This is a genomic window from Labrys sp. F242, assembly GCF_057813875.1.
In genome coordinates this window covers 142,705-167,561 of sequence record NZ_JBVASG010000001.1, presented here as the reverse complement: position 1 = coordinate 167,561, position 24,857 = coordinate 142,705, and the positions used below count along the sequence as shown (strand labels likewise).

Genomic DNA, 24,857 nt, shown 5'->3' with positions numbered 1-24,857 from the left:
CGCGCCGACGGGGTTGGCGCTTTGTAGGTCGTCCGTGATTGGGTCCTGCCCATTCACGGGCAGCGAGCACAATTTCCGAGCTTGCCCAAAACCGGGCCGCTTGCGAAATTCTGCTCAAGCGTTTTGCGATCGGACGGAATTGCCTGAAGTCGCAAAGATGCTCTGGCCAATCCGTTGGATTGGCCTGGAAACAGAGAGCCAGAGCAAACAAGCGTTTCTGTCTAAACGCGCTTTGCTCTAAAGCGTTTTGTGATTTGGCGGTCACGCCAAGAATCGCAAGGACGCGTCCGACTAAAGAGCTAGAGCAAACAAGCGTTTCTGTCTAAACGCGCTTTGCTCTAGGGAACGCAGTGCTGGCCTGGCGGTCCCCTCGGAGAGGATCGTGGGTCGGTTACGAAACTGGAAGGGATCGCCATGAGACGTGTCGTCGTTACCGGCATGGGTATCGTGTCTTCGATCGGCAATTCGACGCAGGAGGTTCTCTCCAGCCTGCACGAGGCCAGATCCGGTATCACGCGCGCCGAGCAGTTCGCCCAATACGGCTTCCGCTCACAGGTTTATGGCGCACCCACGCTCGACCCCGCTTCAGTGGTCGATCGCCGCGCCATGCGCTTCCATGGCGGCGGCACCGCCTGGAACCATGTAGCGATGGAGCAGGCCATCCTCGATTCCGGCCTGGAGGCCAACGAGGTTTCCAACGAGCGCACCGGTATCATCATGGGGTCGGGCGGTCCCTCCACCCGCACCATTGTCGAGGCCGCCGACAAGGCGCGCGAGTCGGGCAGCTCCAAGAAGGTCGGTCCCTTCGCCGTTCCCAAGGCGATGTCCTCCACCGCCTCCGCCACGCTCTCGACCTGGTTCAAGATCAAGGGCATCAACTATTCCATCTCCTCGGCCTGCGCGACCTCGAACCATTGCATCGGCAATGCCTATGAGCAGATCCAGTACGGCAAGCAGGACGTGATGTTTGCCGGTGGCTGCGAGGAGCTCGACTGGACGCTCGCCGTGCTGTTCGACGGCATGGGCGCGATGTCGTCCAAATACAACGACACCCCTTCCACGGCCTCCCGCCCCTACGACAAGAACCGCGACGGCTTCGTGATCTCCGCCGGTGCCGGCGTGCTGGTGCTGGAAGAGCTGGAGCATGCCAAGGCTCGCGGCGCCCGCATCTATGGCGAGGTCGCGGGCTATGGCGCCACCTCCGACGGCCATGACATGGTCGCCCCCTCGGGTGAGGGCGCCGAGCGCTGCATGCGCATGGCGCTGGCCAACATCAAGGCGCCGATCGACTACATCAACCCGCACGCCACCTCGACGCCAGCGGGCGATCCTCCCGAGATCGAGGCCATCCGCAAGGTGTTCGGCTCGGGTGACAAGTGCCCGCCGATCGCCGCGACCAAGGCACTGACCGGTCATTCGCAGGGTGCGACCGGCGTGCAGGAAGCAATTTATTCACTACTCATGATGAATAATGGCTTCATCTGCGAGAGTGCGCATATCGAGGAGTTGGATCCGGCCTTTGCCGACATGCCGATCGTCCGCAAGCGTATCGACAATGCCAAGCTCAGCCATGTCCTGTCCAATTCCTTCGGATTCGGCGGCACCAACGCGGCCCTGGTCTTCAAGCGCCTCGACGCCTGAGATTGGTCACCGCCTGTTCCGACCGGACTATCCGGGGCGAGCGCTCGTCCAGAGTTTGAAGACCGTGGATGAGCATGCCCGGTAACAAAGAGACAGATAAAGTGATCCGGGACCTGCGCAAATCCCCGGCTGCTTTGTCAAAACGTGGTAAAGAGGCGGAAATGCGGGCTGATCGGCCGATTCTGGTCTGATTGAGCCCCAAAGGGTTTTGCGATTTGACGGAATCGCGTCAAATCGCAAAACGCCTCGAACCTAGGAGCTGGAGCAAAGCAACGTTCACACCAAAACGCGCTTTGCTCTAGTGACTGATGACCAGGATTTGGAGTTGCAGGCCATGACAGGGCTCATGCAAGGTAAGCGCGGTCTGATCATGGGCGTAGCCAATGATCATTCGATCGCCTGGGGTATCGCCAAGAGCCTTGCCGCCCAAGGCGCCCAATTGGCATTCACCTATCAGGGCGATGCCCTGCGCAAGCGCGTGGAGCCGCTCGCCAATAGCGTCGGCTCCAGCCTGCTGGTGCCGTGCGACGTCGAGAATGTCGCTTCCGTCGACGGCGTCTTCGCCACGCTGGCGCGGGAATGGGGCAAGATCGACTTCCTCGTCCATGCCATCGCCTATTCAGACAAGAGCGAGCTCAAGGGCCGCTACGCCGACACCACGCGCGACAATTTCGCCAAGACAATGGTGATCTCCTGCTTCTCCTTCACCGAGATCGCCAAGCGCGCCGCCGACCTGATGCATGATGGCGGCTCGATCCTCACCCTCACCTATGGTGGCTCCACGCGGGTGATGCCGAACTACAATGTCATGGGCGTGGCCAAGGCTGCGCTCGAGGCTTCGGTGCGCTACCTTGCCTCCGATTTCGGCCCGCAGGCCGTCAGGGTCAATGCGATCTCGGCAGGGCCGATCCGCACCCTCGCCGGCGCTGGCATTTCCGATGCCCGGCTGATGTTCAACTATCAGCGCGCCCACGCGCCGCTGCGTCGCACCGTGAGCATCGAGGAGGTCGGCGGTTCTGCGCTCTATCTGCTCTCGGATCTCTCCACCGGGGTTACCGGCGAAGTGCATTTCGTCGATTCCGGCTACAACATCATCTCGATGCCGCATCCCGAGGCCCTCAAGGCCCAGGAAGCTGCCGAGGCGAGCGTGACGACGAAGGCTGCCGCCGAATAGGCCGGCCTATCCCCGTCGCGGAAGCGCTGGAAGCGAAGTATCCATGGAGATGCGGGCGTCGTCGCCCGCATTTTCTTTTCCATAAGCACAGAGCTTCCAGACGCGAACGAGAACGTCGGCATTTCCAGGAAACAGCCAACTACAGCCCGCTGAACCAGTTATAGCCCTGGGCTTCCCAGGTGCCGCCGACATAGTCGTTGCCGACCTCGATCTCGCCGATATGTTTGGGATTCTTGAAGCCGAGCTTGGTCGGCACGCGCAGCTTCATCGGAAAACCATAGGCACGCGGCAATACCTGGCCGTCGAACCAGAAAGTCAGCTGTGTCTGCGGATGCAGGGCGGTGGGCATGTCGATGCTGGTGACGTAATTGTCGTCGCAGCGGAAGGTGACGTATTTCGCGCCGAGATCGGCCCCGACGTGGCGCAGGAAATGTGAGAAGGGCACCCCCGAGCAGCTGCCGATCGCGCTCCAGCCTTCTATGCAGATATGGCGGGTGATCTGGGTGATGCGCGGCAGAGCATGCAGCTCCGGCAGCGTCCAATCCGCCCGGCGCTCGACCAGTCCGGTGACGTTCAGGCGATAGGCCTCGGGATCGATCACCGGCGCCTGTTCCGGCGTGTTGGGCTGATAGAATGAATTGAACGGGAAAGGCCTGGTGATCGCGCTCGGCGGATATTCCCGCGCCAGACGGACGGGCGAGAACAGCCAGGCCTGAACGCGATCGTTGAAGTCGGAGATACGCCCCAGCATGGCTTCGGCACTATAGCCGTCGGTGACATCGCAGCCGGCCAGCAGCGTCAGGGTTCCCAGGCCGAGCGCCTGACGCAGGAAGTAGCGCCGGGTGGGCCTATCGAGCCGGCCTGCCGCCTCGCGCAGGATCACGCCGGTATCGGGATGGGATCTTCGGGGCTGGCGGGACATGGCAATCTCCCTCTCTCAGCGCCCGCGGACCATCGCCAGCAGGCTGCGCGGCACCAGCAGGGCCATGACGACATGCACGATAAGAAAGCCGACGATGATCGACATCGCACCAAAATGGATGAGGCGCGCCGTATCGAAATCGCCCAGCAGCATCACGAGCAGGCGCAGTTGCACGGGCTTCCAGATCGCCAGACCCGACAGCACCACCAGCACGCCATCAACGATCACGCCGAGATAGAGCAGGCGCTGCACGCCATTGTAGCCGCCGAGATCCGCATGGCCGAGCCGGCCGGCCAGAGCCGCCTTGACATCGGCAAACACCGCCCCGGGCGAGATCGGCAGCAATTTTCGGTAAAACCGCCCCGAGGCCAAGCCATAGACGAGATAGATCAGGCCGTTGGCCATCACCAGCCACATCGCGGCGAAATGCCATTGCAGGCCGCCGATCAGCGAGCCGCCGAGCGTGAGGGCGGAGGGAAAGAGGAAAGGCAGGGTAGGATAAGCATTATGGATGGCCCAGCCGCTGGAGATCATCATCAGCATCGCAACGGCGTTGGTCCAATGCGTAATCCTCACGATGGTCGAATGGATCGGTGCGATGACAGGTTGGGAACGAGAGATGGGCTCGCTCATGACGAAAGGCCTCCCCGAAGAGGATGAGGGTGGCACCGGACCGCGGCAGAGCGTTTTTCAGAAAAGTTGATCGGTATTTGCTCCCCCTACCGTCGAGGTCGCGCAGCCCCTCACCTTGCCTCGCCCCGTGCTTACGGGGAGAGGATAGAGGTGAGGAGCGACACCCCTGAGCAATTACGTTGATAGACTTTTCGATCAAGAAAACGCGTTAAAACAAACAGTTAGAGAAAAGGCGCGATTCAGTGAAATCGCACTTTGCTCTAGAAAGCGCGGTCCGGCGCGGTCCGTTATTGCGGCAGCAGCACGGTATCGATGACGTGGATGACGCCATTGCTCTGGTTGACGTCGGGGATGGTCACGGTCGCCTTGTCACCCTTGGCATCGGTGATGTCGAGCTTGCGGCCGACCTGCGTGACCGTCAGCGTGCCGCCCTGCACGGTCTTCAAGGTGGCCTTGCCACCGCCAGCCTTGACCTCGGACATCAGCTCTGCGGCCGAATGCTTGCCGGGGACGACATGATAGGTAAGCACAGCCGTCAACGTCGCCTTGTTCTCAGGCTTGAGCAGTGTCTCGACGGTTCCCTTCGGCAGCTTGCCGAACGCCTTGTTCACCGGCGCGAAGACCGTGAACGGCCCGGGGGTCATCAAGGTATCGACAAGGCCGGCTGCCTTGACCGCCGCAACCAGGGTGGTGTGGTCCTTCGAATTGACGGCATTCTGGATGATGTTCTTGGAGGGATACATCGGGGCGCCGCCGACATTGACGGTGGTCTCGGCCCGGGCTGCGCCCAGCGTGTAGAACACGGATGCGGCAAGAACGACGCCGATGGCGGCTGCATAGGAGGAAGTGCGACGGGTCATGGTAGATCTCCGGAAGGCAAGGTTGCACCGATCGTCGAGACCGGTGGAGAGCGAAACTGTTCGTGTCTCGTGAAGATCTACGCCTCGACTTTCCGAAGGTTTCAGTTTTCGAAAATATTCTTTTTTGAATTAAGAAAATATTTCATCGCATAAAAATAAACATATACGATACGATCGAGATAGGGTTTCATCATAAAGAATAAAAATATTCTTTTCTTCGGCTGAAACCTTTCAACGTCCACGACGTACTGAGTCACCCCGCCTGGAAGCCAAGATTCTTTTAGACGAAATCTGTTCCATCCAGATCGATTTTATTGTTTGATCGCAGCAGAAATCATTCCTGCGCCAGTGGGGAACCGGGAAGGTCGGTTTGATCAGCACCAAAAGCTTCGAGGCAAAAGAAGGGACACTGGAAAGCCTGATGCGCGCCGTCGCCTCGGGCGACAGGGCTGCGTTCCGCAGCCTCTATGATGCGACCCAGGCGAAACTTTATGGGGTGGTCCTTCGTATCCTGCGCCAGAGAGCCACGGCCGAAGATGCATTGCAGGAGATTTATGTGAGGATCTGGGACAAGGCGGCGGATTTCGATCCCGGCAAGGCCTCCGCCATGACCTGGATGGCGACGATCGCCCGCAACCGCGCGATCGACATTCTGCGCAGTACACGGCACGCGGCCAATGCCGGTACCCAGGATCTCGACGAGTTGCCGGCCGAAAGCCTCGAACCACTCGAGGGCCGTCAACGCAGCGAGGAACTGCGACGCCTCATCGCCTGCCTCGCCGGCCTCGATGAGGAGCGGCGCCAGATGATCCTGCTCGCCTATTACCGAGGCACCTCGCGCGAAGCCCTCTCCCGGCGCTTCGAGCGGCCGGTCCCGACAGTAAAGACGTTGCTCCACCGTGGCCTCGCCCAGTTGAGGGAGTGTCTCGGTCATGACTGATCCCGACGACCTCGATCTGCTGGCAGGCGAATACGTATTGGGCACGCTTGATGCGGCGGAGCGGGCCGCCGTTGCGGCGCGGCGCCAGCGCGAACCGGCTCTCGATGTCGCCATCATGGCCTGGGAACGGAGCCTGGCACCCCTGGCCGAAACCATAGCGCCCGTGGAGGCGCCGGCCTCCTTGCTGCCAAGCATCCTGGCTCGCCTCGACAGTGGAACGGACAAGCTGGTTCCCCTGCTCGAAAGGCGCCTGCGGCGCTGGCGGATGACCGCCTTGGGTACCGGCGCGCTGGCCGCGGGGCTGGCCCTCTTCGCCCTCACGCCCATGCTGCACAATCCTGTGCAACCAGGCAGTTTCGTCGCCGTGCTGCAGAAGGACGCCGCCTCCCCCGCCTTCATCGTCTCGGTGAATGTCGAGGCGCGCTCCCTCACCATCCGGCCGGTAGCGGCCAGACCTCAACCGAACAAATCCTATGAATTGTGGTTGGTGAACGACAAGCTCCCCGGCCCACGATCGCTCGGCGTGATCGGCGACCAGCCCTTCACGGTGGAGAAGGCGCGGCTGACCAGTCTGCCCGAACAGGTGGTGCAGCAGGCTGTCCTGGCCGTGACCCTGGAGCCGGAAGGCGGCTCCCCCTCAGGCCAACCCACCGGCCCTATCCTCTATTCCGGCACCTTGGTACAGGCGACGCCCTGATCCTCTGGCTGAGCGGGCGTCTTGTTCGCGAACGGGACGTCCGCGCAGCCAGAGGATATTCGGGCAAAGAATTTATGCAAATCGATTTGCAAATGCATTCATCTTAGCTATCATGCCCAAGTGAGCACGATATCGAAAGTTGCCGAGAGAGCTGGCGTTTCACGCACGACCGTGTCGCATGCGATCAATCATGCCGATCGCGTCTCCAGGGAATTGCGCGAGCGCGTCGAGCAGGCGATCCGCGAATTGGGCTACCAACCCAATCCCCAGGCACGCAGCCTACGCACCGGGCGCACCGATACCGTCGCCATGCTGATCCCCGACATTCGCAACCCCTTCTATCCCGAACTGGTGAAGACGGCGCAGTCCGAGCTGGAGAATGTCGGCCTGGACATGCTGATCTTCAACACGGACGTGCCGGGCGGCCACTCCCAGGACCATGGCCGCGAATATCTCCAGCAGATCCGCAACCGCCGGGTCGATGGCCTCATCGTGGGCGATTTCGCCCTGCACGGCATGCATGACGTATTGGTGGGCATCGACATTCCCACCGTCTTCATCGGCCATTTGCCCAATCAAGCTGTCGACAGCATCAGGCTGGACGATTTCGGCGGCGGCTATCTGATGGGCGAATACCTCGCCCGCCAGGGACACAGGCGCATCGCCCATGTCACCGGCCCTGCCTTCTTCTCCGAGGCGATGGCGCGAGCCGACGGCTTCGAGAAGGCCCTGAGCGACAACGGCGTCACCATCGATCCCGCCTTGCGCTTTACCGGCAGCTATCTCGCGCCATCGGGCCGCGAGGCCGCCGCCTGGCTCAAGCGCGAGCATGGCCATGCCCTGCCAACGGCCGTCTTCTTCGCCAACTACCTGATGGCTTCAGGCGCCCTCACCGAATTCTACGACAGCGACATTTCGGTGCCCGATGACATCGCCGTGTCCGTCTTCGACGACCTGCCGCAGCTCGAATATGTCCGCCCCCGCCTGACCAGGGTGGGCAACAGCCCGGCCGCCCTCGCCCGGCAGGCCACCGCCATGCTGCTGGAACGCCTGAGCGGCAGCTTCACCGGCGCGCCACGCACCACAACCGTGCCATCCATCCTGCACCCCTTCGATTCAGCCTGACGGGAACGCGGCGCGAGCCGCATCCGTTGAGAACGACAAGCCGGAGGCAAAACAGCCGGCAATAGGGAGGAAATCATGACTGTAAAGGCCGTGCGTCCCGAAAATCGCGTGGAAAAGGCCGGCATCAGCCGTCGCAGCCTGCTCGTCGCCGGCGCTGGCTTGGCAGGCGGGTTCCTGAACGCACCCTATCTCAACCGTTCCGGAGCCCAGGCCCAGGACGCCACCCTGAAATTCTGGCAGTTCTACGCGCCCGGTGGCGACGTAAAGCCCCAGGTCAAATGGTTCCAGGATCTGGTGGCAGCCTGGAATTCCGATCATTCCCCCAAAGTCGAACTCGAATATATCGTCAACAGCGAATACATCTCCGGCTCCAAGCTCGCCACCGCTTTCGCCTCCGGCCAGGGCCCCGACATCTTCCTGATCAGTCCCGGCGACTTTCTGCGCTACTACAATGGCGGCGTGCTGGCGGACCTGACACCCCATATCGAGGAAGCGGCCCGCACCGACTTTCCCGACAGCGTGATTGCCAACCGCAAGGTCGACGGCAAGATCTATGGCGTGCCCATGGAGGTCGAGCCGATGGCCTTCTATTATTCGGTCAAGGCCTTCGAGGAAGCCAAGCTGAACGAGAACGACGTTCCCAAGACCTGGGACGAGCTCCTCGAGCTTGCCAAGAAGCTGACGACGTCGAACCGCTATGGCGTGCTGTTCGAGACCACGCCCGGCTATTACCAGAACTTCACCTGGTACCCCTTCCTCTGGCAGGGCGGCGGCGAGATTCAGGGCAAGGACGGCAAGAGCGCCTTCGACTCGCCCGCCACCGTGCAGGCCCTCAAGCTCTGGCAGGATGCCATCCAGTCGGGCTCCGCGCCCCGACAGGTGGTCAGCGGCGGCTTCGACATCGTCTCCAATCTCGGTGCCGGCCTGACCGCCATGCAGAATGTCGGCATCTGGGGCATCGCCGCCATGGAGAACAATGCCAAGGACACGCCCTATGGCGTGTTCAAGCTGCCGATTCCGGCGGGTGGAAAGTATGTCACTGTCGGCGGCGGCTGGGCCTTCGTTGCCAATGCCAAGGGCCAGAATCCCGACGCGGCGGCCAAATTCTGCGCCTGGGCCCTGGCCTCTATGGACAAGGGATCGGTTCAACGGGTCGTCGACTGGTGCACGACCGCCAAGAGCGACATGCCGCCGCGCGCCAGCGCTCTTGCCGCCGGTTCCGCGGCCTTCCAAGCTGGCAGGATGGGCCTTTTCGCCAAGGAGATCTATCCGGGCACACGGGCCGAGCCGCGCGTGCCGCCCGAGGTCTACAAGATCATCTCCGACGCGATCCAGGCCACCCAGCTCGGCGGCACCGATCCCCGGGAAGCGGCAACGGCAGCCAGCCAGCAGCTCGACGCCTTCCTCGCCGGCTATAGCGGCGCGCCGATCCTGTGAGGGGCGGAGTGGGCTTTTTCCAGCCGAAATGCGCAAGGCGCGACCAGCCTTCTCCCCTTGCGGGTATCGTCCACTCCATTTGGAGTGGACTGGGTGCCCCGAAGGGGTGGATGAGGGGTGTTGGCAAAGACCTTGCAAGGCTGCGTATCTCCCCTCATCCGACATCGCCCCGCTCGGCCACCTTCTCCCACGAGGGGAGAAGGCTGGTCGCGCTTCATTCCGATCGCTCCGCCACGAGGCAAGGAGCCGCGCCATGACATCCACCCGCGCCTCCCGCCGCGATGTCCTCGCCGGCTATCTCTTCGTGCTGCCCGACGCCCTGGGCCTTGCCGTCTTCGTCGGCCTGCCGATGCTGCTCGCCCTCGCCATCGGCTTTTATGAGGTCGACGGTTTCGGCGGCTATCGTTTCGTCGGCTTGGCCAATTACTGGCGCATGTGGCGTGACCCGCTGTTCTGGACCTCGCTCAGGGTGACACTGCTCTATGCCGCCCTGCTGGTGCCCGCGCTCTATGTCTGCGGGCTCGGCCTCGCCTTGCTGGTGCAGCGTGGCGGGCGGTTCGAGACGATGATCCGCTCGATGTTCTTTGCCCCGCAAATGGTCAGCCTGGTGGTGGTCGCCATGGTCTGGCAGATCCTGCTGGTGGAGAAAGTAGGCATCCTTTCCCGCCTCCTCGGCTGGCTCGGCCTGCCCGGGCTCTCGCTGCTGGGCGATCCGAATCTGGCGCTATCAACTCTCGTGGCCGTCAGCGTCTGGTTCATGATGGGCTTCTACATGCTGATCTTCCTCGGCGGCCTGCAGGACATTCCGGCCGAATATTACGAGGCCGCCGAACTCGACGGTGCCGGCCCGCTCGCGCGCTTTCGCTACATCACCCTGCCTTTGCTGCGGCCGACCAGCTTCTTCGTGGTGTTGGTCTCCGTGGTGACAGCGGCGGCCGGCGGCCAGGTCTTCGATCTCATCTATGTCATGACCAAGGGCGGCCCGGCCAATGCCACCTCGGCCCTGATCGTCTACATCTATCGCCAGGCCTTCCAGTTTGGCGCCTTCGGCTATGCCTCCGCCATGGCATCGCTGCTCGTGGCGCTGCTGATGACCGTGACCCTCATCCTGTTCAGGCTGACGCGGGGCGGGCGCTTCCATCATGCCTGAGCGCAACGCCCCTGCCCTCGCCCCGCCGGGCCAGCTCGTGCGCTTCCTGTGGATGCTGGTCAGCCTGGTGCTGGCGCTGATGACGGTGTTTCCGCTGGTGTGGATGCTGGTGGTCGCCTTCAAGCCACCGGCCGAAGTGTTCCTGCCCGATCTCGTGCCGCAGCGGCCCACCATCGGCAATTTCCTTTATGTGCTGACCGAAATCCCCTTCCTGCGCTACCTCCTCAATTCCTTCCTGGTCTCGGCGATCGTCACCATCGTCGCGCTGTTCTTCCATTCCATGGCGGGCTACGCGCTGGCCCGGCTGCATTTCCCGGGGCGGGACGCGATCTTCCTCGCCATGTTCTCCACCTTCCTGGTCTCGCTGCCGGTGATCATCGTGCCGCTCTTCATCCTGGTCCGGGCGATGGGCATGCTGAATTCCTATGCCGGGCTGATCGTACCTTCGATCTTCAACGCCTTCGGCATCTTCCTCCTGCGGCAATACTATCTGTCGCTGCCGCGCGAATTGGAGGAAGCAGCCTTGATCGACGGCGCCTGGCGCTGGCGCATCTATTGGAGCATCGTGCTGCCGCTGAGCCGGCCGATCCTGGCGGCGCTGGCCATATTGTTCTTCCTGGCCAACTGGAACGCCTTCCTCTGGCCGCTCACGGTCGCCTCCGATTCCAGCCTGTGGGTGGTCCAGGTCGCGATTGCCAATTTCCGCAGCCAGTATGCCGGCGCCTGGAACTATGTGATGGCGGCCTCGACCATTGTCGCGCTGCCGATGCTGATCCTCTTTGCTGTGTTCCAGCGCCAAATCACCGAATCCATCAAGACCAGCGGCCTGAAATGAGCCGAATTGTACGATCCCAAAAGCTGTCATTCCCGGCGTTGCCGCAGGCAACGGGAAGGGAATCCAGGGGCCATTACTCGGCAGCCCTGGATTCCCTTCCCTCGCCACTATGTGGCTCGCCGGGAATGACAGCGGTATTTCAAATACCGTCCCTTTGAGGAAGTGAGCATGACCCAGTCCGGACTTTCGCCCCTGCGTGGCCTCGCCAAACTGCGCGAAGGCCGCTCCCGCCGCTTCTCGAGCTATGACCGCACCGGCGGCAATGACGACAGGCTGCATATCGAGCCGGGGCAGACGGTTGTTATCGCCGAGCATGCCGGTACCGGCATCGTCACCCATATCTGGGCCACCCTCGCCTGCAAGAGCGAATTGTTCCTGCGCAAGATCGTGCTCCGGGCCTATTGGGACGGCGAGGAGCATCCGAGCGTCGAGACGCCGATCGGCGATTTCTTCGGCATGGGGCATGCCGCCACGCGCAACTTCGCCAGCCTGCCGGTGCAGGCCAGCCCCGAGGACGGCAAGGCCTTCAACTGCTATTTCCCGATGCCGTTCGCCGGCCACATGAAGCTGACTGTCACCAACGAGGCCGAGGACGACCTGCTGTTCTACTATTATGTCGACCTCGAACTGCACGATGAGCTCGAGCCGGGGCTCGGCCGCTTCCATGCCCAGTATCGCCAGGACCGTCCCCAAGGCATGGACGAGGCGGGCCTCGCCAACGAGCAGTTCCTGTTCGGCGGCGAGACCGTCGACGGCAAGGACAACTACACCATCCTGGAGGCGGAAGGGCACGGCCATTATGTCGGCGTGCTCTACAGCGTCTATTCGCGGCGGCGCTCTGACCTGTGGGACTGGTATGGCGAGGGCGACGACATGATTTTCGTCGATGGCGAGCCAGGCCTGTCGGTCCCCGACACCGTGCGCAAGCCCGATCCGCGCATCGGACCCAAGGCCGAGCCGATCGCGCCGCGCAACGAGAGCAGCCCCGGCGCCAACGATGCCTGGCCGCCCACTTTGCATGGTACCGGCACGGAGGACTACTTCAATACGGCCTGGTGCCCGACGCAGGACTACAGCGCGCCCTATCACGGCATCATCGCCGCCGGCGGCCCGAACTGGACCGAACCGGTGACGCTCTATCGCTGGCACATCGAGGACCCGGTGATCTTCCACAGATCGATCCGGGTCAGCATTGAGCACGGCCACGCCAACCGGCGTTCGGACGACCTCTCCTCGGTGGCGTTCTGGTATCAGGCCGAGCCGCACAAGCCCTTCGCGCCGCTACCCCCCATGACGGAGCGCCTGCCGACCTTCCGCCGCCCCTACGAGACCTGGAACCTGCGCATGGATGGTGGGAGCTGAGGAAGCGGGTTCGGAAGAGAGGTGACCTGCTGCTCACAAGAAGCCGTCAGGACTCCGCCGGGGCCCCCCTCCCCGAAACCGGGGAGGGATTCACCCGCCTCTTCCGGCAGCGATGAGGTCGTCCTTGCCGACCATTACTCCGCCGCGACAGCCACGGCTTCACCGCCGATCATCGCCAGCACGTTCTCGATCATCCGTCGGCCGATCTCGGGCCTCGTCATCACCGATTCCGGGTGGAACTGCACGGCGGCCAACGGCAGGGTGGCATGCTCCACCGCCATGATGACGCCGTTTGCGTCGCGCGCGGTAACCCGCAGTTCCGGCGGCAGGTCGTGCGCATCAGCATGGATGGAGTGATAGCGCCCTACCGAAAAGCTGCCGGGCAGGCCGGCGAAGAGCTGTCCATCCCCAGCTTCGATGCGTGAGGCCTTGCCATGCACGGGTTTCGGGAGCAGGTCGAGCCGGCCGCCGAAGTATTCGACCATGCCCTGCAGGCCGACGCAGACTCCGAAAACCGGCAGCCCGCGCTGCAAGGCAAGCTCCAGGGTCCGGTGCATGGCGAAATCCTCGGGCCGCCCGGGCCCGGGCGAGAGCACCAGGAGGTCCACCGGCTCCCCATCCGCGAGCTTCTGCCGCGCCAGAGCCGGGCGCAGGGTTACGACCCCGGCACCGGCGGCGCGGAAATAGCCGGCCAGCGTGTGCACGAAACTGTCCTCATGATCGACCAGCAGCAGGCGCGGCCCGGACCCGGCCCTGCGTACCGGAGCTGCCGGCCGATCGGCCCGGACAGCATCCTCCTCCAGCACAGCCAGCATGGCGGAGGCCTTGAGCCGGGTTTCCGCCTCTTCCTCCCGGGGATCGCTGTCATGCAGCAAGGTGGCACCGACACGCAATTCTGCGATGCCGTCCTGCATACGGATGGTGCGCAGCGTCAGGCCGGTATTCATGGCGCCGTCGAAGGTGACCGACCCGAAGGCCCCGCCATACCAGCGCCGGGCGCTCTTCTCCTCGGCCTCGATATGGCGGATCGCACCGCGCTTGGGCGCCCCGGTCACCGTCACCGCCCAGGCATGACTGAGGAAGGCATCGAGCGTGTCGTAGCCCGGTCGTATCACCCCCTCGACATGGTCGACGGTATGGATGAGGCGCGAATAGAGTTCGATCTGGCGCCGCCCGATCACCTTGACGCTGCCGGGCTCGCAGATGCGCGATTTATCGTTGCGGTCGACATCGGTGCACATGGTGAGTTCCGCCTCGTCCTTGACGGAATTCAGGAGTTCGCGGATGCGCTCGGCATCCTCCAGGGCATCGGCCCCGCGGCGGATGGTGCCCGAGATCGGGCATGTCTCGACACGCCGGCCGTCAACACGCACGAACATTTCCGGCGAGGCCGCCACCAGGAACTCGCCCTCGCCCAGATTGATCAGGGCGCCGAAGGGCGAGGGATTGGCGGCGGCAAGCCGGCGGAAGATCGTGCTGGGTTTTTCTGCACAGGCCACCGACAGCAATTGCCCCAGCACCACCTCGAACAGGTCACCCCGGGCGAAGGCGGCTCTGGCCCGTTCGACCATGGCGGCATACTCGCCGGGCGCATGATCGCTCTCGGGCGGCAGATCCGGGCCGGCCAGTTGGCGATAGGGATGGGGTTCGGTGGCACGAGGCAGGTTTCGGGTCGAGCGTCCGTCCACGCTGAAATCATAGCTCAGCCGTTGCGCCCGCTGGCGTGCATGATCGACCACCACCAGTTCGTCGGGCAGATAGAGCAGGAGATCGCGCTGATCCTCGGCCCGTGGCAACCGGAGATCCATCGGCTCGAACTGGAAGACGAGATCGTAGCCGAAGGCGCCATAGAGACCGAGATAGGGGTCGTCGGGCGCGGCGAAGAGTTCGATCACCGCCCGCAGCAACGAGAACAGGCTGGGCTGGCGGCTGCGCTCCTCCTCGGCAAACGCGCCTTGCGCCTCGCGCACCGTGCCCCCCAGATATCCCTCACCCGCGGCGAAAGTCTCGAAGAGGCCGAGCGAGCGCAAGCGACCCTCGATCGTCGGCAGCAGGCAAGCGCCGCGCTGGTTGAGAGCCTCGATCCGAAAGCTCCGGCCCTTGCCGGTGATGACCAGCGGCGGATCGGCAAAGCCGACCTCCCCGCGCCGATAGCGCCCCGGCACCTCGCAGCCCGAGGAAAACACAGCGCCGCGCTGCTGGTCCAGGCTATCAGCGAGAGCGGACATGTTATGGGGGTAGTCGAGGTCGCGGCAGGCGCGATGGATCCGGATGCCGCCGGCCGAGTGGTAGATATGGTCCGTCATGGAGCCAACTCCGAGTTGGGGCCGTCTCGGATTGGGTGCTCCTGCGCTGATCTTTAAAAAATCAAAAGCCGCCCCTCCCGGGACGGCCAGATGAGCATGATCATGCGTGGCCGTCCGTGCTTAGACGGGCCACCACCAGCTTGCTGAGAAAGACGAGATACGCATCCACGGATGCTAGCAGCCATGCCCAGCGAGAACAATCCCCTCCGGGTGGCCGAGCAAGGCATTTTTGTCTATTTTGTCTACAATCTTTATGTATTAATAAAACAAGGATCTGTTTTCGGAGATATGCCATGTCCCACCCCGCTTCGCCGACCCGACGCCATTTCATTGCCGGCCTTGCCTCCCTCGTCGCGGGCGGCCTCGCGGCACCTCGGATCGCCAGAGCCGCCGACAATCCGTCCGAACTACGGATCGACTATGCCACCTACAATCCCGTCGGCCTGCTGATCCGCGACAAGGGTTGGCTGGAGGAGGAGCTCAAGGCCGACGGCATCGCAGTGCGCTGGGTCCAGTCCCTCGGCTCCAACAAGGCCCTCGAATTTCTCAATGCCAGCAGCATCGATTTCGGATCGACGGCGGGGGCGGCAGCCCTGGTCGGCCGCGTCAACGGCAACCCGATCAAATCCGTCTATGTCTATTCGCGCCCGGAATGGACGGCGCTGGTAACGCGTCCCGACGCCGGCATTGCCAGCATCGCCGATCTCAAGGGCCGGCGCGTGGCGGCGACGCGCGGTACCGATCCTCACATCTTCCTCATCCGCGCGCTGGCTTCGGCCGGGCTGAAGGAGAAGGACATCGCGCTCGTGCCACTTCAGCATGGTGACGGCAAGGCTGCCCTGATCCGCGGCGACGTTGACGCCTGGGCGGGGCTCGATCCGATCATGGCCGGCGCCGAGGTCGAAAATGGCGCCAAACTCTTCTTCCGCGATCCCGCGCTCAACAGCTGGGGCGTCTTGAATGTGCGCGAGGCCTTTGCCGCCGCCCATCCCGAGCTCGTGCGCCGCGTGCTGGCCGTCTATGAAAAGGGCCGCCAGCATGCCCTCGCCAACCCCGCCGATCTCAAGCAGAGCCTGATCGCAGCCGCCAAGCTGCCCGATGCGGTGATCGAGCGCCAGCTCACCCGCACGGACCTGTCTACCGGCACCATCGGGGACGCCCAGCGACAGACGCTGGTGGCCGCCGGGCAAGCCCTGCAGGGCGCCGGCGTGATCAAGGCCGAGATCGACGTGCCCGCGGCGGTGAACCGGCTGATCGACCCGCGTTTCGGCGCCCAGACGCAATAGGCCGGGCCATGACGGCACTCGAAAGCCCTGTCGCGCCGGAGGCGTTGAAAGAGCGGCGCCCGGCGACCAGGCCCTCTCTTCGCCATGTCCGGCCTTATGTCGGGCTGCTTCTGCCCCTCACCCTCGCCTTGGCATGGGAATATGCCGTCCATTCCGGCTGGAGTGACGGACGGCTCTTGCCGCCACCGAGCCGCATCGCCGCGACGCTGCTGGAGCTGGCGCGCAACGGCGACCTCACCACCCACATCCTCGCAACCCTGGCCCGTGTCGGGGCCGGCTTCTTCTTCGGCGCTCTCGCCGGCATCGCGCTCGGAGCTGCCTCCGGCTACTCGTCCTTGTTCCGAACCCTGGTCGATCCGACGCTGCAGGGCCTGCGCGCCATTCCCTCGCTGGCCTGGGTGCCGCTCTTCATCCTGTGGTTCGGCATTTTCGAGGAATCGAAAATCATCCTCATTGCCGTCGGCGTGTTCTTTCCGGTTTATCTCGGCGTCTCCAGCGCGATCCGCTCGGTCGACCGCAAGATCGTCGAGGTCGGTCAGGTCTTCCGGCTGAAGGGGCTGCGGCTGGTGCGGCGCATCCTCCTGCCCGCCATCCTGCCACAGGTGGTTACGGCCCTGAGGGTCGGCCTTGGCCTCGGCTGGATGTTCGTGGTGGCTGCCGAGATCATGGGAGCTTCCGAAGGGCTCGGCTATCTACTCGTCGATGGCCAGCAACTGGGCAAACCCGATGAGATCGTCGCCACGATCATCCTGTTCGCGCTGATCGGCAAGGCGAGTGACATGATCCTGGTCGCGCTCAGCCGTCCCTTCCTGCGCCATGAAGACAGTTTCGCCGGCGAGGATCGCTGATGCTGTCGCTACGCAATCTCGACAAGGTCTATGCCAATGGCACGCAAGCGTTGCGTGGCATCGACCTGTCCGTCGCGGCAGGAGAGGCCGTCGCCATCATCGGCGGTTCGGGAAGCGGCAAGAGCACACTTTTGCGCCTGGTCGGCGGCCTGGAGGCTGCGACCCGTGGACGGGTGGAGATCGAGGGCGCCCATCTCCGCGGCCCGGCCGAAACCGTCGGCTTCGTCTTCCAGGAACCTCGCCTGCTGCCCTGGCTGAGCGTTGCCGGAAACGTCGCCTTTGGCCTGGACGGCCTGCCCAGGAAGGAGCGCGACAGGTGGGTGGAAGAAGTTCTCGCACGCGTCGACCTGGAGGGACTGGGCGGAAGATGGCCCAAGGAATTGTCCGGCGGCATGGCCCAGCGCGTGGCCCTCGCCCGCACCCTGGCGGCACGGCCGCGCATCCTTCTCCTGGACGAGCCCTTCTCCGCCCTCGACGCGCTGACCCGCGCGAGCCTGCAGGATCATGTCGCCCGGCTTTGGCTGGAGGATCGGCAGACTCTCCTTCTCGTCACGCATGACATCGAAGAAGCGCTGCTGCTCGCCGATCGTGTCGTCATCCTCACGCCGAAACCGGGGCGCATCGAGGAAATAGTCACCGTCGACCTGCCCCGACCGCGAGATCGTGACGGCGCAGCCTTCGAACAGGCCAAGCGCTATTTGCGCAAGGCGCTCGATCGCTCCCTGCACGGCCAAGTGCCCGCCTTGGTCTGAAGCCTGCCCATGCCTGAAGCTGGTGGGATTCGATCTGCCCCCCAAAAGCAGAACGCGCCACCTTCAGGAAAGAAGGCGGCGCGTTCGAAATTCGTCCGTCGACGGAAGGCGGTGCTCAGGCAGCCTGGGCACCGTAGACCTGCTGGCGAGCGTGACGGATCATCTCCATACGGTCGGCGCGCAGATCACGCAGATCGCGGTCCGACAGGCTGTTGATCTCGTCGAGCAGGCGCAGGAACTCGGCCTGCTTGGCCATGCGGTCCTTGAAATAAGCAATGATGCTTGCGAAAATCATGATGATTACTCCTTTGTTGTCGGGGAGTATCCACCTTCTCATATTGCGGTGCAACATACATCGTCGCAATGCCGAATTGCATGGCTCGCATGGCTAACTGGCCGATTATGGCGAATTCTTAGCCAATTCGCTCAACACGTATGCAATATTGCATTCCTGACATAAATCCGCAACGCAATTGACATCTTCGCAGGCAGGCTGTGCCGCTGATTGCAGCACCCTGCCGCCTCAATGCCGATATAGCTCATTGCTTGGCGGCAGCGAGCTCCGCCTCGATGGTGGCGATCGATTCACGCAGCTTGGCCACGCGTTCTTCCGCCTCTCGAGCCAGGCGCTCGTAATGGGCGCCACGATTCTTTTGCACCGCCAGGACCTTGGCCTGCTTCTGGATGCTGGCGATCTCCGCGAGCATGCGAGCCTTCTTCATGGGCCGATCATCCATCGCGCCACTCCTTCATTCAATTTCGATAAGCCCTCCCTAAAGCAAAGCGCCTTTCGGTAGAAACGCTTTTTGCTCCGGAGCCGGAATGGAATGCGGCCAGCCTTTCTCCGCGAAAGGCATGTCCTATTGGATAAAATTCACATCAGGCGTTGGCTTTCGGCGCCCGGGGAGCTAATCCGGCATTCGACATCCCCAAGCGTTTTGCGATTTGCCGGTAACGGCAGGAAATGCAAGGACGCGTCGAAACGAAAAGACCGAGCAATGAAGCGTCGCGTCATGACGCTCCTTGCTCCAGGAGAGACAAAAGATGACCGATACCCTGCCCGATCGCCTCGCCTCCAATCCCGACAGCCCCTTCTTCGACCAGGCTCTGATGGAACGCGGCGTCGGTATCCGCTTCAACGGCGCCGAGAAGACGAATGTCGAGGAATATTGCGTCAGCGAGGGCTGGATCCGGGTCGCGGCCGGCAATGCCAAGGACCGGCGCGGCAATCCCCTGACCATCAAGCTCAAGGGCACGGTCGAACCCTATTTCCGCGACGAGGCGTGACTCTCGCGCCCCGACTCGTCCCCCGCCCGCACCAGATCGAGGCTGCTGAGGCGATCCTCGCCGCCCGGCGCGCGGGGCGGCCGGGCTTTCTCTTGGGGGATCTGACAGGTCTCGGCAAGACGCTATCGGCCTGGCTGGCGCTGAGCGCCATGCCCGAGCCGGAGATCCTGGTGATCTGCCCCAAGGGCGCCATCCCGCAATGGCGCCTGACCATGGCGCAGGCCGGCCTGCCGGCCAAGGCGGTCACCGTGATGAATTTCGAGCGCACGAAGACGCTGATGGCGCCGCCCGCCACCAGCACCAAGCGCTCGACCCGGGCCAAGAACAACGAGCTCGCCAAGCTCGGTACGCCCAAGCGCATCTGGCCACTGGTGGTCATCGACGAGGCGCATCGCATCCGCAACCCCAACTCGCAGCAGGGCCTAGTGTGCCGCCAAATGGCGGCGGCTGCCACTTTCACGCTCTATATGAGCGCCACCGCCGGTCAGGCGCCGCATGAACTCTCCTATCTTGCCCGCCTGCTCGCACGAGAAGACGACAAGAGGAAGGGCGAAGGCCTTAGCGGCGATCTCGACGGCTTCCGGGCCCTGATGAAGCGGCTCGGGATGGGGCGCGCCAAGGGGCGCTGGAAGAACTGGTCCTGGGAGCCCAACGAGGACGACCGCCGTACCATGTCCTCCCTGCTCTACAAGGGACACGATGCCATCGGCCTGCGCCGTCGCCCCGAAGAGATCGCCGGATGGCCGGAAGTGCAGCGCGAGGTGACCCCGACCGCACTCGATGCCGAAAGCCGGCGTCTCTACGAGGCAACCTGGCGCGAATTCCGCCGGGAACTCGGGCTGGCCGGCGGCTCGACGCGCCGGGCGGCGGGCTGGGCTGCCGATCTGCGCTTTCGCCAGAAAGGCAGCCTGCTGCGCATTGCCGGTACCGCCGATTTCGCCGACGACCTGATCGGCAACGGCCAGCAGGTGGCCATATCCGTCGCCTTCCTGGAGACGAGTGCCCTCCTGGTCGAGAAATTGCGGGGCCATGGCTGGCGCGTCGATGCCATCAACGGCACGCAGAGCGGCGAACGCAACGAGGCGGTGCGCCTTGCCTTCCAGCGCGGCGAACTCGATGCCGTGGTGTTCACCGTCACCGAGGCGATCTCCCTCCATCGCGGCGAAATGCCGGGCGGGGAACGCGAGCGCTCGCTGGTGGTGCACGACATGCGCCACAGCGCCATCCAGCTCCAGCAGATCGAAGGACGCTGCCATCGCGACGGCCAGCGCGCGGTGATCTATTACGCCTACGCCGAGAACACGGTGGAGGAAAACATCGCCGCCACCGTGATCGGTCGCATGGCCGACATGGACGGCATGGCCGGCGACGATACCGCCATGCTCGATGCCATCGCCGGGGTGATCGAGGAAGCCGCCGAAGCGCGATAGTCTCGGCCAGTCACGGCCCGCGCCGATAGCGCAGGGCTTCGACCAGCAGGGCGAAAGCCGGGGACGCCTGGCGGCGGCTCGGATAATAGAGATGGTAGCCGGCAAAAGAAGCGCACCAGTCGTCGAGCACCCGGACGAGGCTGCCCTGTGCGATCAAATCCTGCACGGCGTCTTCCGGAACATAGGCGAGCCCCAGGCCGCCCAATGCCCCTCTCAGGCGCAAGGCGAGATTGTTGAAGACCAGCGACCCCTCGACCCGCACCTTGAGTTCACGCCCTTCCTTCTCGAACTCCCAGGCGAATAGGCCGCCATAGGTCGGCAGCCGCATGTTGATGCAGCGGTGAGCGGTGAGATCCTGCGGCGTCACCGGCTTCGGCCGCCGGGCAAAATAGGCGGGCGCTCCGACCACCGCCATGCGCATGTCTGGACCGATCCGCACCGCGATCATGTCCTTGGCGACCTGCTCGCCGAGCCGCACGCCGGCATCATAACGCTCCGCCACGATGTCGGTGAGACCGTAGTCGACGATGATCTCGACATGAACGTCCGGATAGGCCGGCAGCAGACGTTCCACTGCGGGCCAGAGCACGGTTTCGGCGGCGTGCTCGCCCGCCGTGAGGCGGATCGTGCCGGCCGGCTTGTCGCGAAACGCGCTGAGGGCTGCGAGTTCGGCCTCGATTTCCTCGAAGCGCGGCCCGAGATTCGACAACAGGCGCTCGCCGGCTTCGGTCGGCGCGACGTTGCGCGTGGTGCGGACCAACAGCCGCAGGCCCAGCCTTTCCTCGAGGCCACGCATGGCATGGCTCAGAGCCGATTGCGAGACGCCGAGCTGTGCCGCGGCCCGGGTGAAGCTGCGTGCTCTTGCGACGGCCAGGAAGGCGACCAGATCGTTGAGGTTCTCGCGCATCACTCATGAACTTTCCTCATGATTACATGCCGATTTATCCACCTAATCGCAAGCTCTGCCTTGGCCTAGAGTCCGCGGCACATGGAACCAACACAACGAAACAGGACGAAAACCATGCAAAGACGCATTCTTGGACATGGCGGATTGGAGGTCTCGGCCATCGGCCTCGGCTGCATGGGGCTCAGCTATGGCTATGGGCCGGCCGTCGAACGGCAGGCCGGCATCGCTCTCATCCGTGCAGCGGTGGAGCGGGGGGTCACCTTCTTCGATACGGCCGAAGCCTATGGCCCCTTCATTAATGAGGAACTGGTTGGCGAGGCACTGGCGCCGTTCCGCGACCATGTCGTGATCGCCACCAAGTTCGGTTTCAAGGACGGCGACGTCCAAGCCGGACTGGACAGCCGGCCGGAACGCATCCGGGCCGTGGCCGAGGCCGCCCTCACCCGCCTCAGGACCGATCGCATCGACCTGTTCTATCAGCATCGCGTCGATCCGGCCGTGCCGATCGAGGATGTCGCCGGCACCGTCCGGGATCTGATCCGCGAGGGAAAGGTCAAGCATTTCGGCCTGTCGGAGGCCGGCGCGAAGACGATCCGGCGTGCTCACGCAGTTCAGCCGGTCGCTGCTCTGCAGAGCGAATATTCGTTGTGGTGGCGGGAGCCCGAACGGGAGATCCTGCCGACACTCGAGGAGCTCGGCATTGGCTTCGTGCCTTTCAGCCCGCTCGGCAAGGGTTTCCTCACCGGGGCGATCACCGAGCGCACGAGCTTCGACAGCAGCGACTTCCGCACCATCGTGCCGCGCTTCTCTGCGGAGGCACGCAAGGCAAACCAGGTCCTGGTGGACCTGCTCACGCAGCTGGCGAAACAGAGATCAGCCACGCCGGCGCAGATCGCGCTGGCCTGGCTGCTGGCCCGCAAACCGTGGATCGTGCCGATCCCCGGCACCACCAAGCAGCATCGGCTGGAGGAGAACGTCGGAGCGATCGACATCGAACTGTCGCCGGCCGACCTCGCCGAGATCGAAGCGGCGGTCTCCGGGATTGCCGTGCAGGGTGATCGATATCCGGCACATTTGCAGGCGCGGGTCGATCGCTGAGCGCTATTGGCTCACCCGAGCGGGTCGTAGCCGGGCTTCTTATAGACGAGGTCCGGCTTGTCCTTGATGTCGGGGATATAAACCTTCTGGGTCCACTCGTCCTCCGGCACATCCTCGATCGAGACCGAAATCGACTTGTCCTGGCTGTTCAGACTGTCGATCACGGCCCGGGTCAAGGCGTCGGCGAGCTTGCGCTTCTGGTCCTCGGATCTGCCGGGCAGCATCTTCACGATGATGTGGGGCATGGCTCTCTCCGCTTTCCGGTGCCCGGCGAATACAGGCACGATTCCAGCAGCGCTCATAGACCGGTTGAGCCGGCCAAGCCAGGGCCCCTTACGGGGCGCCGTCTCGGAGGGCGGAAAAACGCGCCATCGCACCGATCCTCAACTGATCGCGGTAAAGGCCGCGACCAGCAGCATGCAGGTACCGAAGGCCCAACTCTGGGTCCGCTGGGCGCGCTCGGAGCGAAAGCGTCCGAGGAGGCTGGCGCCAGCATAGATCCAGAGAAAGTGACAGAGTATCGAGATCAGCACGAAGCCCGTCGTGAGCTGGATGACGGTGCTGGTGACCCCGGCGGCCGGATCCAGGAACTGCGTGAACATCGCCAGAACCATCGAATGGATCTTGGGATTGACGGCAACGGCCAGGACGCCGTCGACGAGGCCGAGATGCGGCTGAAGCCTGCGCTCCAGACTGGCGGCATGGCTCGCCGACCGGAAGAAGCTCCAGGCCAGATAGAGGAGATAGGCAATGCCCGCCAGTTTCAGCCCGAATGCGAAACCGGGATGGGCGCGGACGACCTCGCCAAGGCCAAAGCCATAGATCAGGCAAAGCGCCAGATTGCCGATCTCGAACCCCACCCAGAAGCGTACCGAACCGCGCACGCCATGCTGGGCGCCCATGGCGGTGAGCACGGTATTGCCCGGTCCGGGGCTGATGACCAGCGGCACCGCGTAACCGACGAAGAGAATCCAGACATTCCAGACGAGCATGGCGATCTCATTTCAACGAGCCGAACCGGGCGAGGCGCCGGTGCACTGAAGCGTTTTGCGATTTGGTGGAATCATCAAGAATCGCAAAGACGCTCCAGCCAATCCTACGGATTGGCTTGGGAACAGGGAGCTGGAGCAAATGGGCGTTCACGCTTGAACGCACTTTGCTCTAGGGGATGGAAACACCACTTTTCGGGCCCGACAAAACGATCTATTTTCACCGCCTCCATGAACTGGATTCATCGAGCATGCGTCGCCTTCCGCCGCTTGTGGCTGTCCGCGCCTTCGAGGCCGGTGCCCGGCACCTCAGCTTCACCCGGGCCGCCGACGAACTATGCGTGACCCAGACGGCGATCAGCCATCAGGTGCGCCAGCTCGAGACCTGGCTGGGCGTGCGGCTGTTCGAGCGCTCTGGCCACGCCTTGCGGTTGACCGAGGCCGGGCGCACTTTTCTTGCCGAAGCCGGCGAGGTGCTCGATCGGCTGGCCGCGGTAACCGAGCGCTTGCGCGGCCGTCATGACGGCCCCCTGCGCATCACGGTGCTGCCTTCCTTCGCCACCTGTTGGCTGGTCCCCCGGCTCGGGCGCTTTCGCCAGAGCCATCCCAATATCGAATTGAAGCTGACGAGTTCGCCGGAAGCATGGGCTTTCACCGAGGATCGTTTCGATCTCGGCATCCGCTCCGGCCTCGGCCGCTGGCCGGGGCTCAAGGCCGATCTGATCGCGCAGGAAGCACTCAGCCCGGTCTGCAGTCCGAAGGTCGCGGCAGATCTGCCCTCCCCCTGCACGCCTTCGGACCTGCTCGCCAGCCATCTGCTGCACGACACGCCCAAGGACGCGTGGTCGCGCTGGTTCCGCCATGCCGGCCTGCCCGAAGCCACCATTGCCGCGGGACATGCCTTCGACGATCATAGTCATCTGCTGCAAGCCGCCGCGCAAGGACAGGGCATGGCACTCGGCAAGCTCTTCCTCGCCGAGCATGCCTTGCAGGAAGGCAGCCTGGTACGCCCGGTCGATACGATCCTGCCCAACGACTACAGCTATTGGCTAGTCTATCCCCGCACCGTCGCCGGACGGCCGGAGGTCGCCCTCTTCCGCAACTGGTTGTTGGCGGAAGCCAAGGCCACCACGGCCCATCTCGCGATTCAGGGCGCGTAGATCACGTCACAGACTTCC

General features: G+C 63.6%; 25 protein-coding genes. 16 read left to right on the top strand and 9 right to left on the bottom strand.

What is annotated here, in order from left to right:
* Positions 1 to 414 precede the first annotated feature (414 nt).
* Complete coding sequence (gene fabB / locus ACZYTC_RS00800) at positions 415 to 1,641, top strand: beta-ketoacyl-ACP synthase I (RefSeq protein WP_488988687.1); 1,227 nt, start codon at positions 415 to 417, stop codon at positions 1,639 to 1,641.
* Positions 1,642 to 1,975: 334 nt separating this feature from the next.
* On the top strand, positions 1,976 to 2,815 hold the full coding sequence (fabI, locus tag ACZYTC_RS00795) for an enoyl-ACP reductase FabI (RefSeq protein ID WP_434957969.1): 840 nt from the start codon (positions 1,976 to 1,978) through the stop codon (positions 2,813 to 2,815).
* 139 nt (positions 2,816 to 2,954) lie between these two features.
* On the opposite strand, the gene ACZYTC_RS00790 is transcribed toward fabI, so the two are convergent.
* The 3 genes from ACZYTC_RS00790 to ACZYTC_RS00780 form a co-directional block, all read right to left on the bottom strand.
* Entirely contained in the window at positions 2,955 to 3,737 is a 783-nt protein-coding gene (locus ACZYTC_RS00790; RefSeq protein ID WP_488988686.1) for a molybdopterin-dependent oxidoreductase, read from the bottom strand.
* Between the two features lie 15 nt (positions 3,738 to 3,752).
* Positions 3,753 to 4,370, bottom strand: a complete 618-nt coding sequence (locus ACZYTC_RS00785) for a cytochrome b/b6 domain-containing protein (protein ID WP_488988685.1) — start codon at positions 4,368 to 4,370, stop codon at positions 3,753 to 3,755.
* A 287-nt stretch (positions 4,371 to 4,657) separates the two neighbouring features.
* Entirely contained in the window at positions 4,658 to 5,230 is a 573-nt protein-coding gene (locus ACZYTC_RS00780; protein ID WP_434957972.1) for a fasciclin domain-containing protein, read from the bottom strand.
* Positions 5,231 to 5,651: 421 nt separating this feature from the next.
* On the opposite strand from ACZYTC_RS00780, the gene ACZYTC_RS00775 reads away from it, so the two are divergent.
* From ACZYTC_RS00775 to ACZYTC_RS00745, 7 genes are all read left to right on the top strand, one after another.
* Positions 5,652 to 6,170: a sigma-70 family RNA polymerase sigma factor gene (locus ACZYTC_RS00775; protein ID WP_441770525.1), complete on the top strand. Its 519-nt coding sequence runs from the start codon at positions 5,652 to 5,654 to the stop codon at positions 6,168 to 6,170.
* Positions 6,163 to 6,867 carry an anti-sigma factor gene (locus tag ACZYTC_RS00770; RefSeq protein WP_434957974.1) on the top strand — a complete coding sequence of 235 codons (705 nt, stop codon included), beginning with the start codon at positions 6,163 to 6,165 and terminating at the stop codon, positions 6,865 to 6,867. The genes ACZYTC_RS00775 and ACZYTC_RS00770 overlap by 8 nt, the downstream gene beginning before the upstream one ends.
* Before the next feature lie 120 nt (positions 6,868 to 6,987).
* A complete protein-coding gene (locus tag ACZYTC_RS00765) occupies positions 6,988 to 7,992 on the top strand; it encodes a LacI family DNA-binding transcriptional regulator (RefSeq protein WP_434957975.1) in 1,005 nt (334 codons plus the stop codon).
* Between the two features lie 75 nt (positions 7,993 to 8,067).
* Positions 8,068 to 9,429, top strand: coding sequence for an ABC transporter substrate-binding protein (locus ACZYTC_RS00760; RefSeq protein WP_488988684.1), 1,362 nt, complete (start codon positions 8,068 to 8,070; stop codon positions 9,427 to 9,429).
* Between the two features lie 253 nt (positions 9,430 to 9,682).
* The gene (locus ACZYTC_RS00755; protein WP_434957977.1) at positions 9,683 to 10,579 is read left to right on the top strand and encodes a carbohydrate ABC transporter permease; all 897 of its coding nucleotides are present in this window, start codon (positions 9,683 to 9,685) and stop codon (positions 10,577 to 10,579) included.
* Entirely contained in the window at positions 10,572 to 11,414 is an 843-nt protein-coding gene (locus ACZYTC_RS00750; RefSeq protein ID WP_488988683.1) for a carbohydrate ABC transporter permease, read from the top strand. Before ACZYTC_RS00755 ends, ACZYTC_RS00750 begins: the two co-directional genes overlap by 8 nt.
* A gap of 168 nt (positions 11,415 to 11,582) precedes the next feature.
* Entirely contained in the window at positions 11,583 to 12,776 is a 1,194-nt protein-coding gene (locus ACZYTC_RS00745) for a glycoside hydrolase family 172 protein (protein ID WP_488988682.1), read from the top strand.
* A 134-nt stretch (positions 12,777 to 12,910) separates the two neighbouring features.
* Here the strand turns inward: ACZYTC_RS00745 and ACZYTC_RS00740 are convergent, their stop codons facing one another.
* The gene (locus ACZYTC_RS00740) at positions 12,911 to 15,082 is read right to left on the bottom strand and encodes an anthranilate synthase component I (RefSeq protein ID WP_488988681.1); all 2,172 of its coding nucleotides are present in this window, start codon (positions 15,080 to 15,082) and stop codon (positions 12,911 to 12,913) included.
* 293 nt (positions 15,083 to 15,375) lie between these two features.
* On the opposite strand from ACZYTC_RS00740, the gene ACZYTC_RS00735 reads away from it, so the two are divergent.
* The 3 genes from ACZYTC_RS00735 to ACZYTC_RS00725 are packed head-to-tail and all read left to right on the top strand — an operon-like array spanning position 15,376 to position 17,968.
* Entirely contained in the window at positions 15,376 to 16,368 is a 993-nt protein-coding gene (locus ACZYTC_RS00735) for an aliphatic sulfonate ABC transporter substrate-binding protein (RefSeq protein WP_488988680.1), read from the top strand.
* Positions 16,369 to 16,376: 8 nt separating this feature from the next.
* Positions 16,377 to 17,216 (top strand): ABC transporter permease, encoded by an 840-nt coding sequence (locus tag ACZYTC_RS00730; protein WP_488988679.1) that lies wholly within the window; start codon positions 16,377 to 16,379, stop codon positions 17,214 to 17,216.
* On the top strand, positions 17,216 to 17,968 hold the full coding sequence (locus ACZYTC_RS00725) for an ABC transporter ATP-binding protein (RefSeq protein WP_488988678.1): 753 nt from the start codon (positions 17,216 to 17,218) through the stop codon (positions 17,966 to 17,968). Before ACZYTC_RS00730 ends, ACZYTC_RS00725 begins: the two co-directional genes overlap by 1 nt.
* 115 nt (positions 17,969 to 18,083) lie before the next feature.
* Here the strand turns inward: ACZYTC_RS00725 and ACZYTC_RS00720 are convergent, their stop codons facing one another.
* Positions 18,084 to 18,263, bottom strand: coding sequence for a hypothetical protein (locus ACZYTC_RS00720; RefSeq protein ID WP_149253802.1), 180 nt, complete (start codon positions 18,261 to 18,263; stop codon positions 18,084 to 18,086).
* 244 nt (positions 18,264 to 18,507) lie between these two features.
* Complete coding sequence (locus tag ACZYTC_RS00715; protein ID WP_434957984.1) at positions 18,508 to 18,705, bottom strand: hypothetical protein; 198 nt, start codon at positions 18,703 to 18,705, stop codon at positions 18,508 to 18,510.
* A gap of 307 nt (positions 18,706 to 19,012) precedes the next feature.
* Here ACZYTC_RS00715 and ACZYTC_RS00710 point away from each other — a divergent pair, with 307 nt between their 5' ends.
* Entirely contained in the window at positions 19,013 to 19,255 is a 243-nt protein-coding gene (locus tag ACZYTC_RS00710) for a DUF3297 family protein (RefSeq protein WP_149253800.1), read from the top strand.
* Entirely contained in the window at positions 19,252 to 20,685 is a 1,434-nt protein-coding gene (locus ACZYTC_RS00705; RefSeq protein ID WP_441770200.1) for a DEAD/DEAH box helicase family protein, read from the top strand. Before ACZYTC_RS00710 ends, ACZYTC_RS00705 begins: the two co-directional genes overlap by 4 nt.
* 10 nt (positions 20,686 to 20,695) lie before the next feature.
* Here ACZYTC_RS00705 and ACZYTC_RS00700 read toward each other — a convergent pair whose 3' ends face one another.
* Positions 20,696 to 21,592 (bottom strand): LysR family transcriptional regulator, encoded by an 897-nt coding sequence (locus tag ACZYTC_RS00700; protein WP_488989965.1) that lies wholly within the window; start codon positions 21,590 to 21,592, stop codon positions 20,696 to 20,698.
* Positions 21,593 to 21,706: 114 nt separating this feature from the next.
* On the opposite strand from ACZYTC_RS00700, the gene ACZYTC_RS00695 reads away from it, so the two are divergent.
* Positions 21,707 to 22,690: an aldo/keto reductase gene (locus tag ACZYTC_RS00695; RefSeq protein WP_488988677.1), complete on the top strand. Its 984-nt coding sequence runs from the start codon at positions 21,707 to 21,709 to the stop codon at positions 22,688 to 22,690.
* Positions 22,691 to 22,701: 11 nt separating this feature from the next.
* On the opposite strand, the gene ACZYTC_RS00690 is transcribed toward ACZYTC_RS00695, so the two are convergent.
* Positions 22,702 to 22,935 (bottom strand): tautomerase family protein, encoded by a 234-nt coding sequence (locus ACZYTC_RS00690; protein ID WP_434957987.1) that lies wholly within the window; start codon positions 22,933 to 22,935, stop codon positions 22,702 to 22,704.
* Positions 22,936 to 23,073: 138 nt separating this feature from the next.
* Positions 23,074 to 23,682: a LysE family translocator gene (locus ACZYTC_RS00685; protein ID WP_488988676.1), complete on the bottom strand. Its 609-nt coding sequence runs from the start codon at positions 23,680 to 23,682 to the stop codon at positions 23,074 to 23,076.
* Between the two features lie 248 nt (positions 23,683 to 23,930).
* Here ACZYTC_RS00685 and gcvA point away from each other — a divergent pair, with 248 nt between their 5' ends.
* A complete protein-coding gene (gcvA, locus tag ACZYTC_RS00680) occupies positions 23,931 to 24,839 on the top strand; it encodes a transcriptional regulator GcvA (RefSeq protein ID WP_488988675.1) in 909 nt (302 codons plus the stop codon).
* Positions 24,840 to 24,857 lie beyond the last annotated feature (18 nt).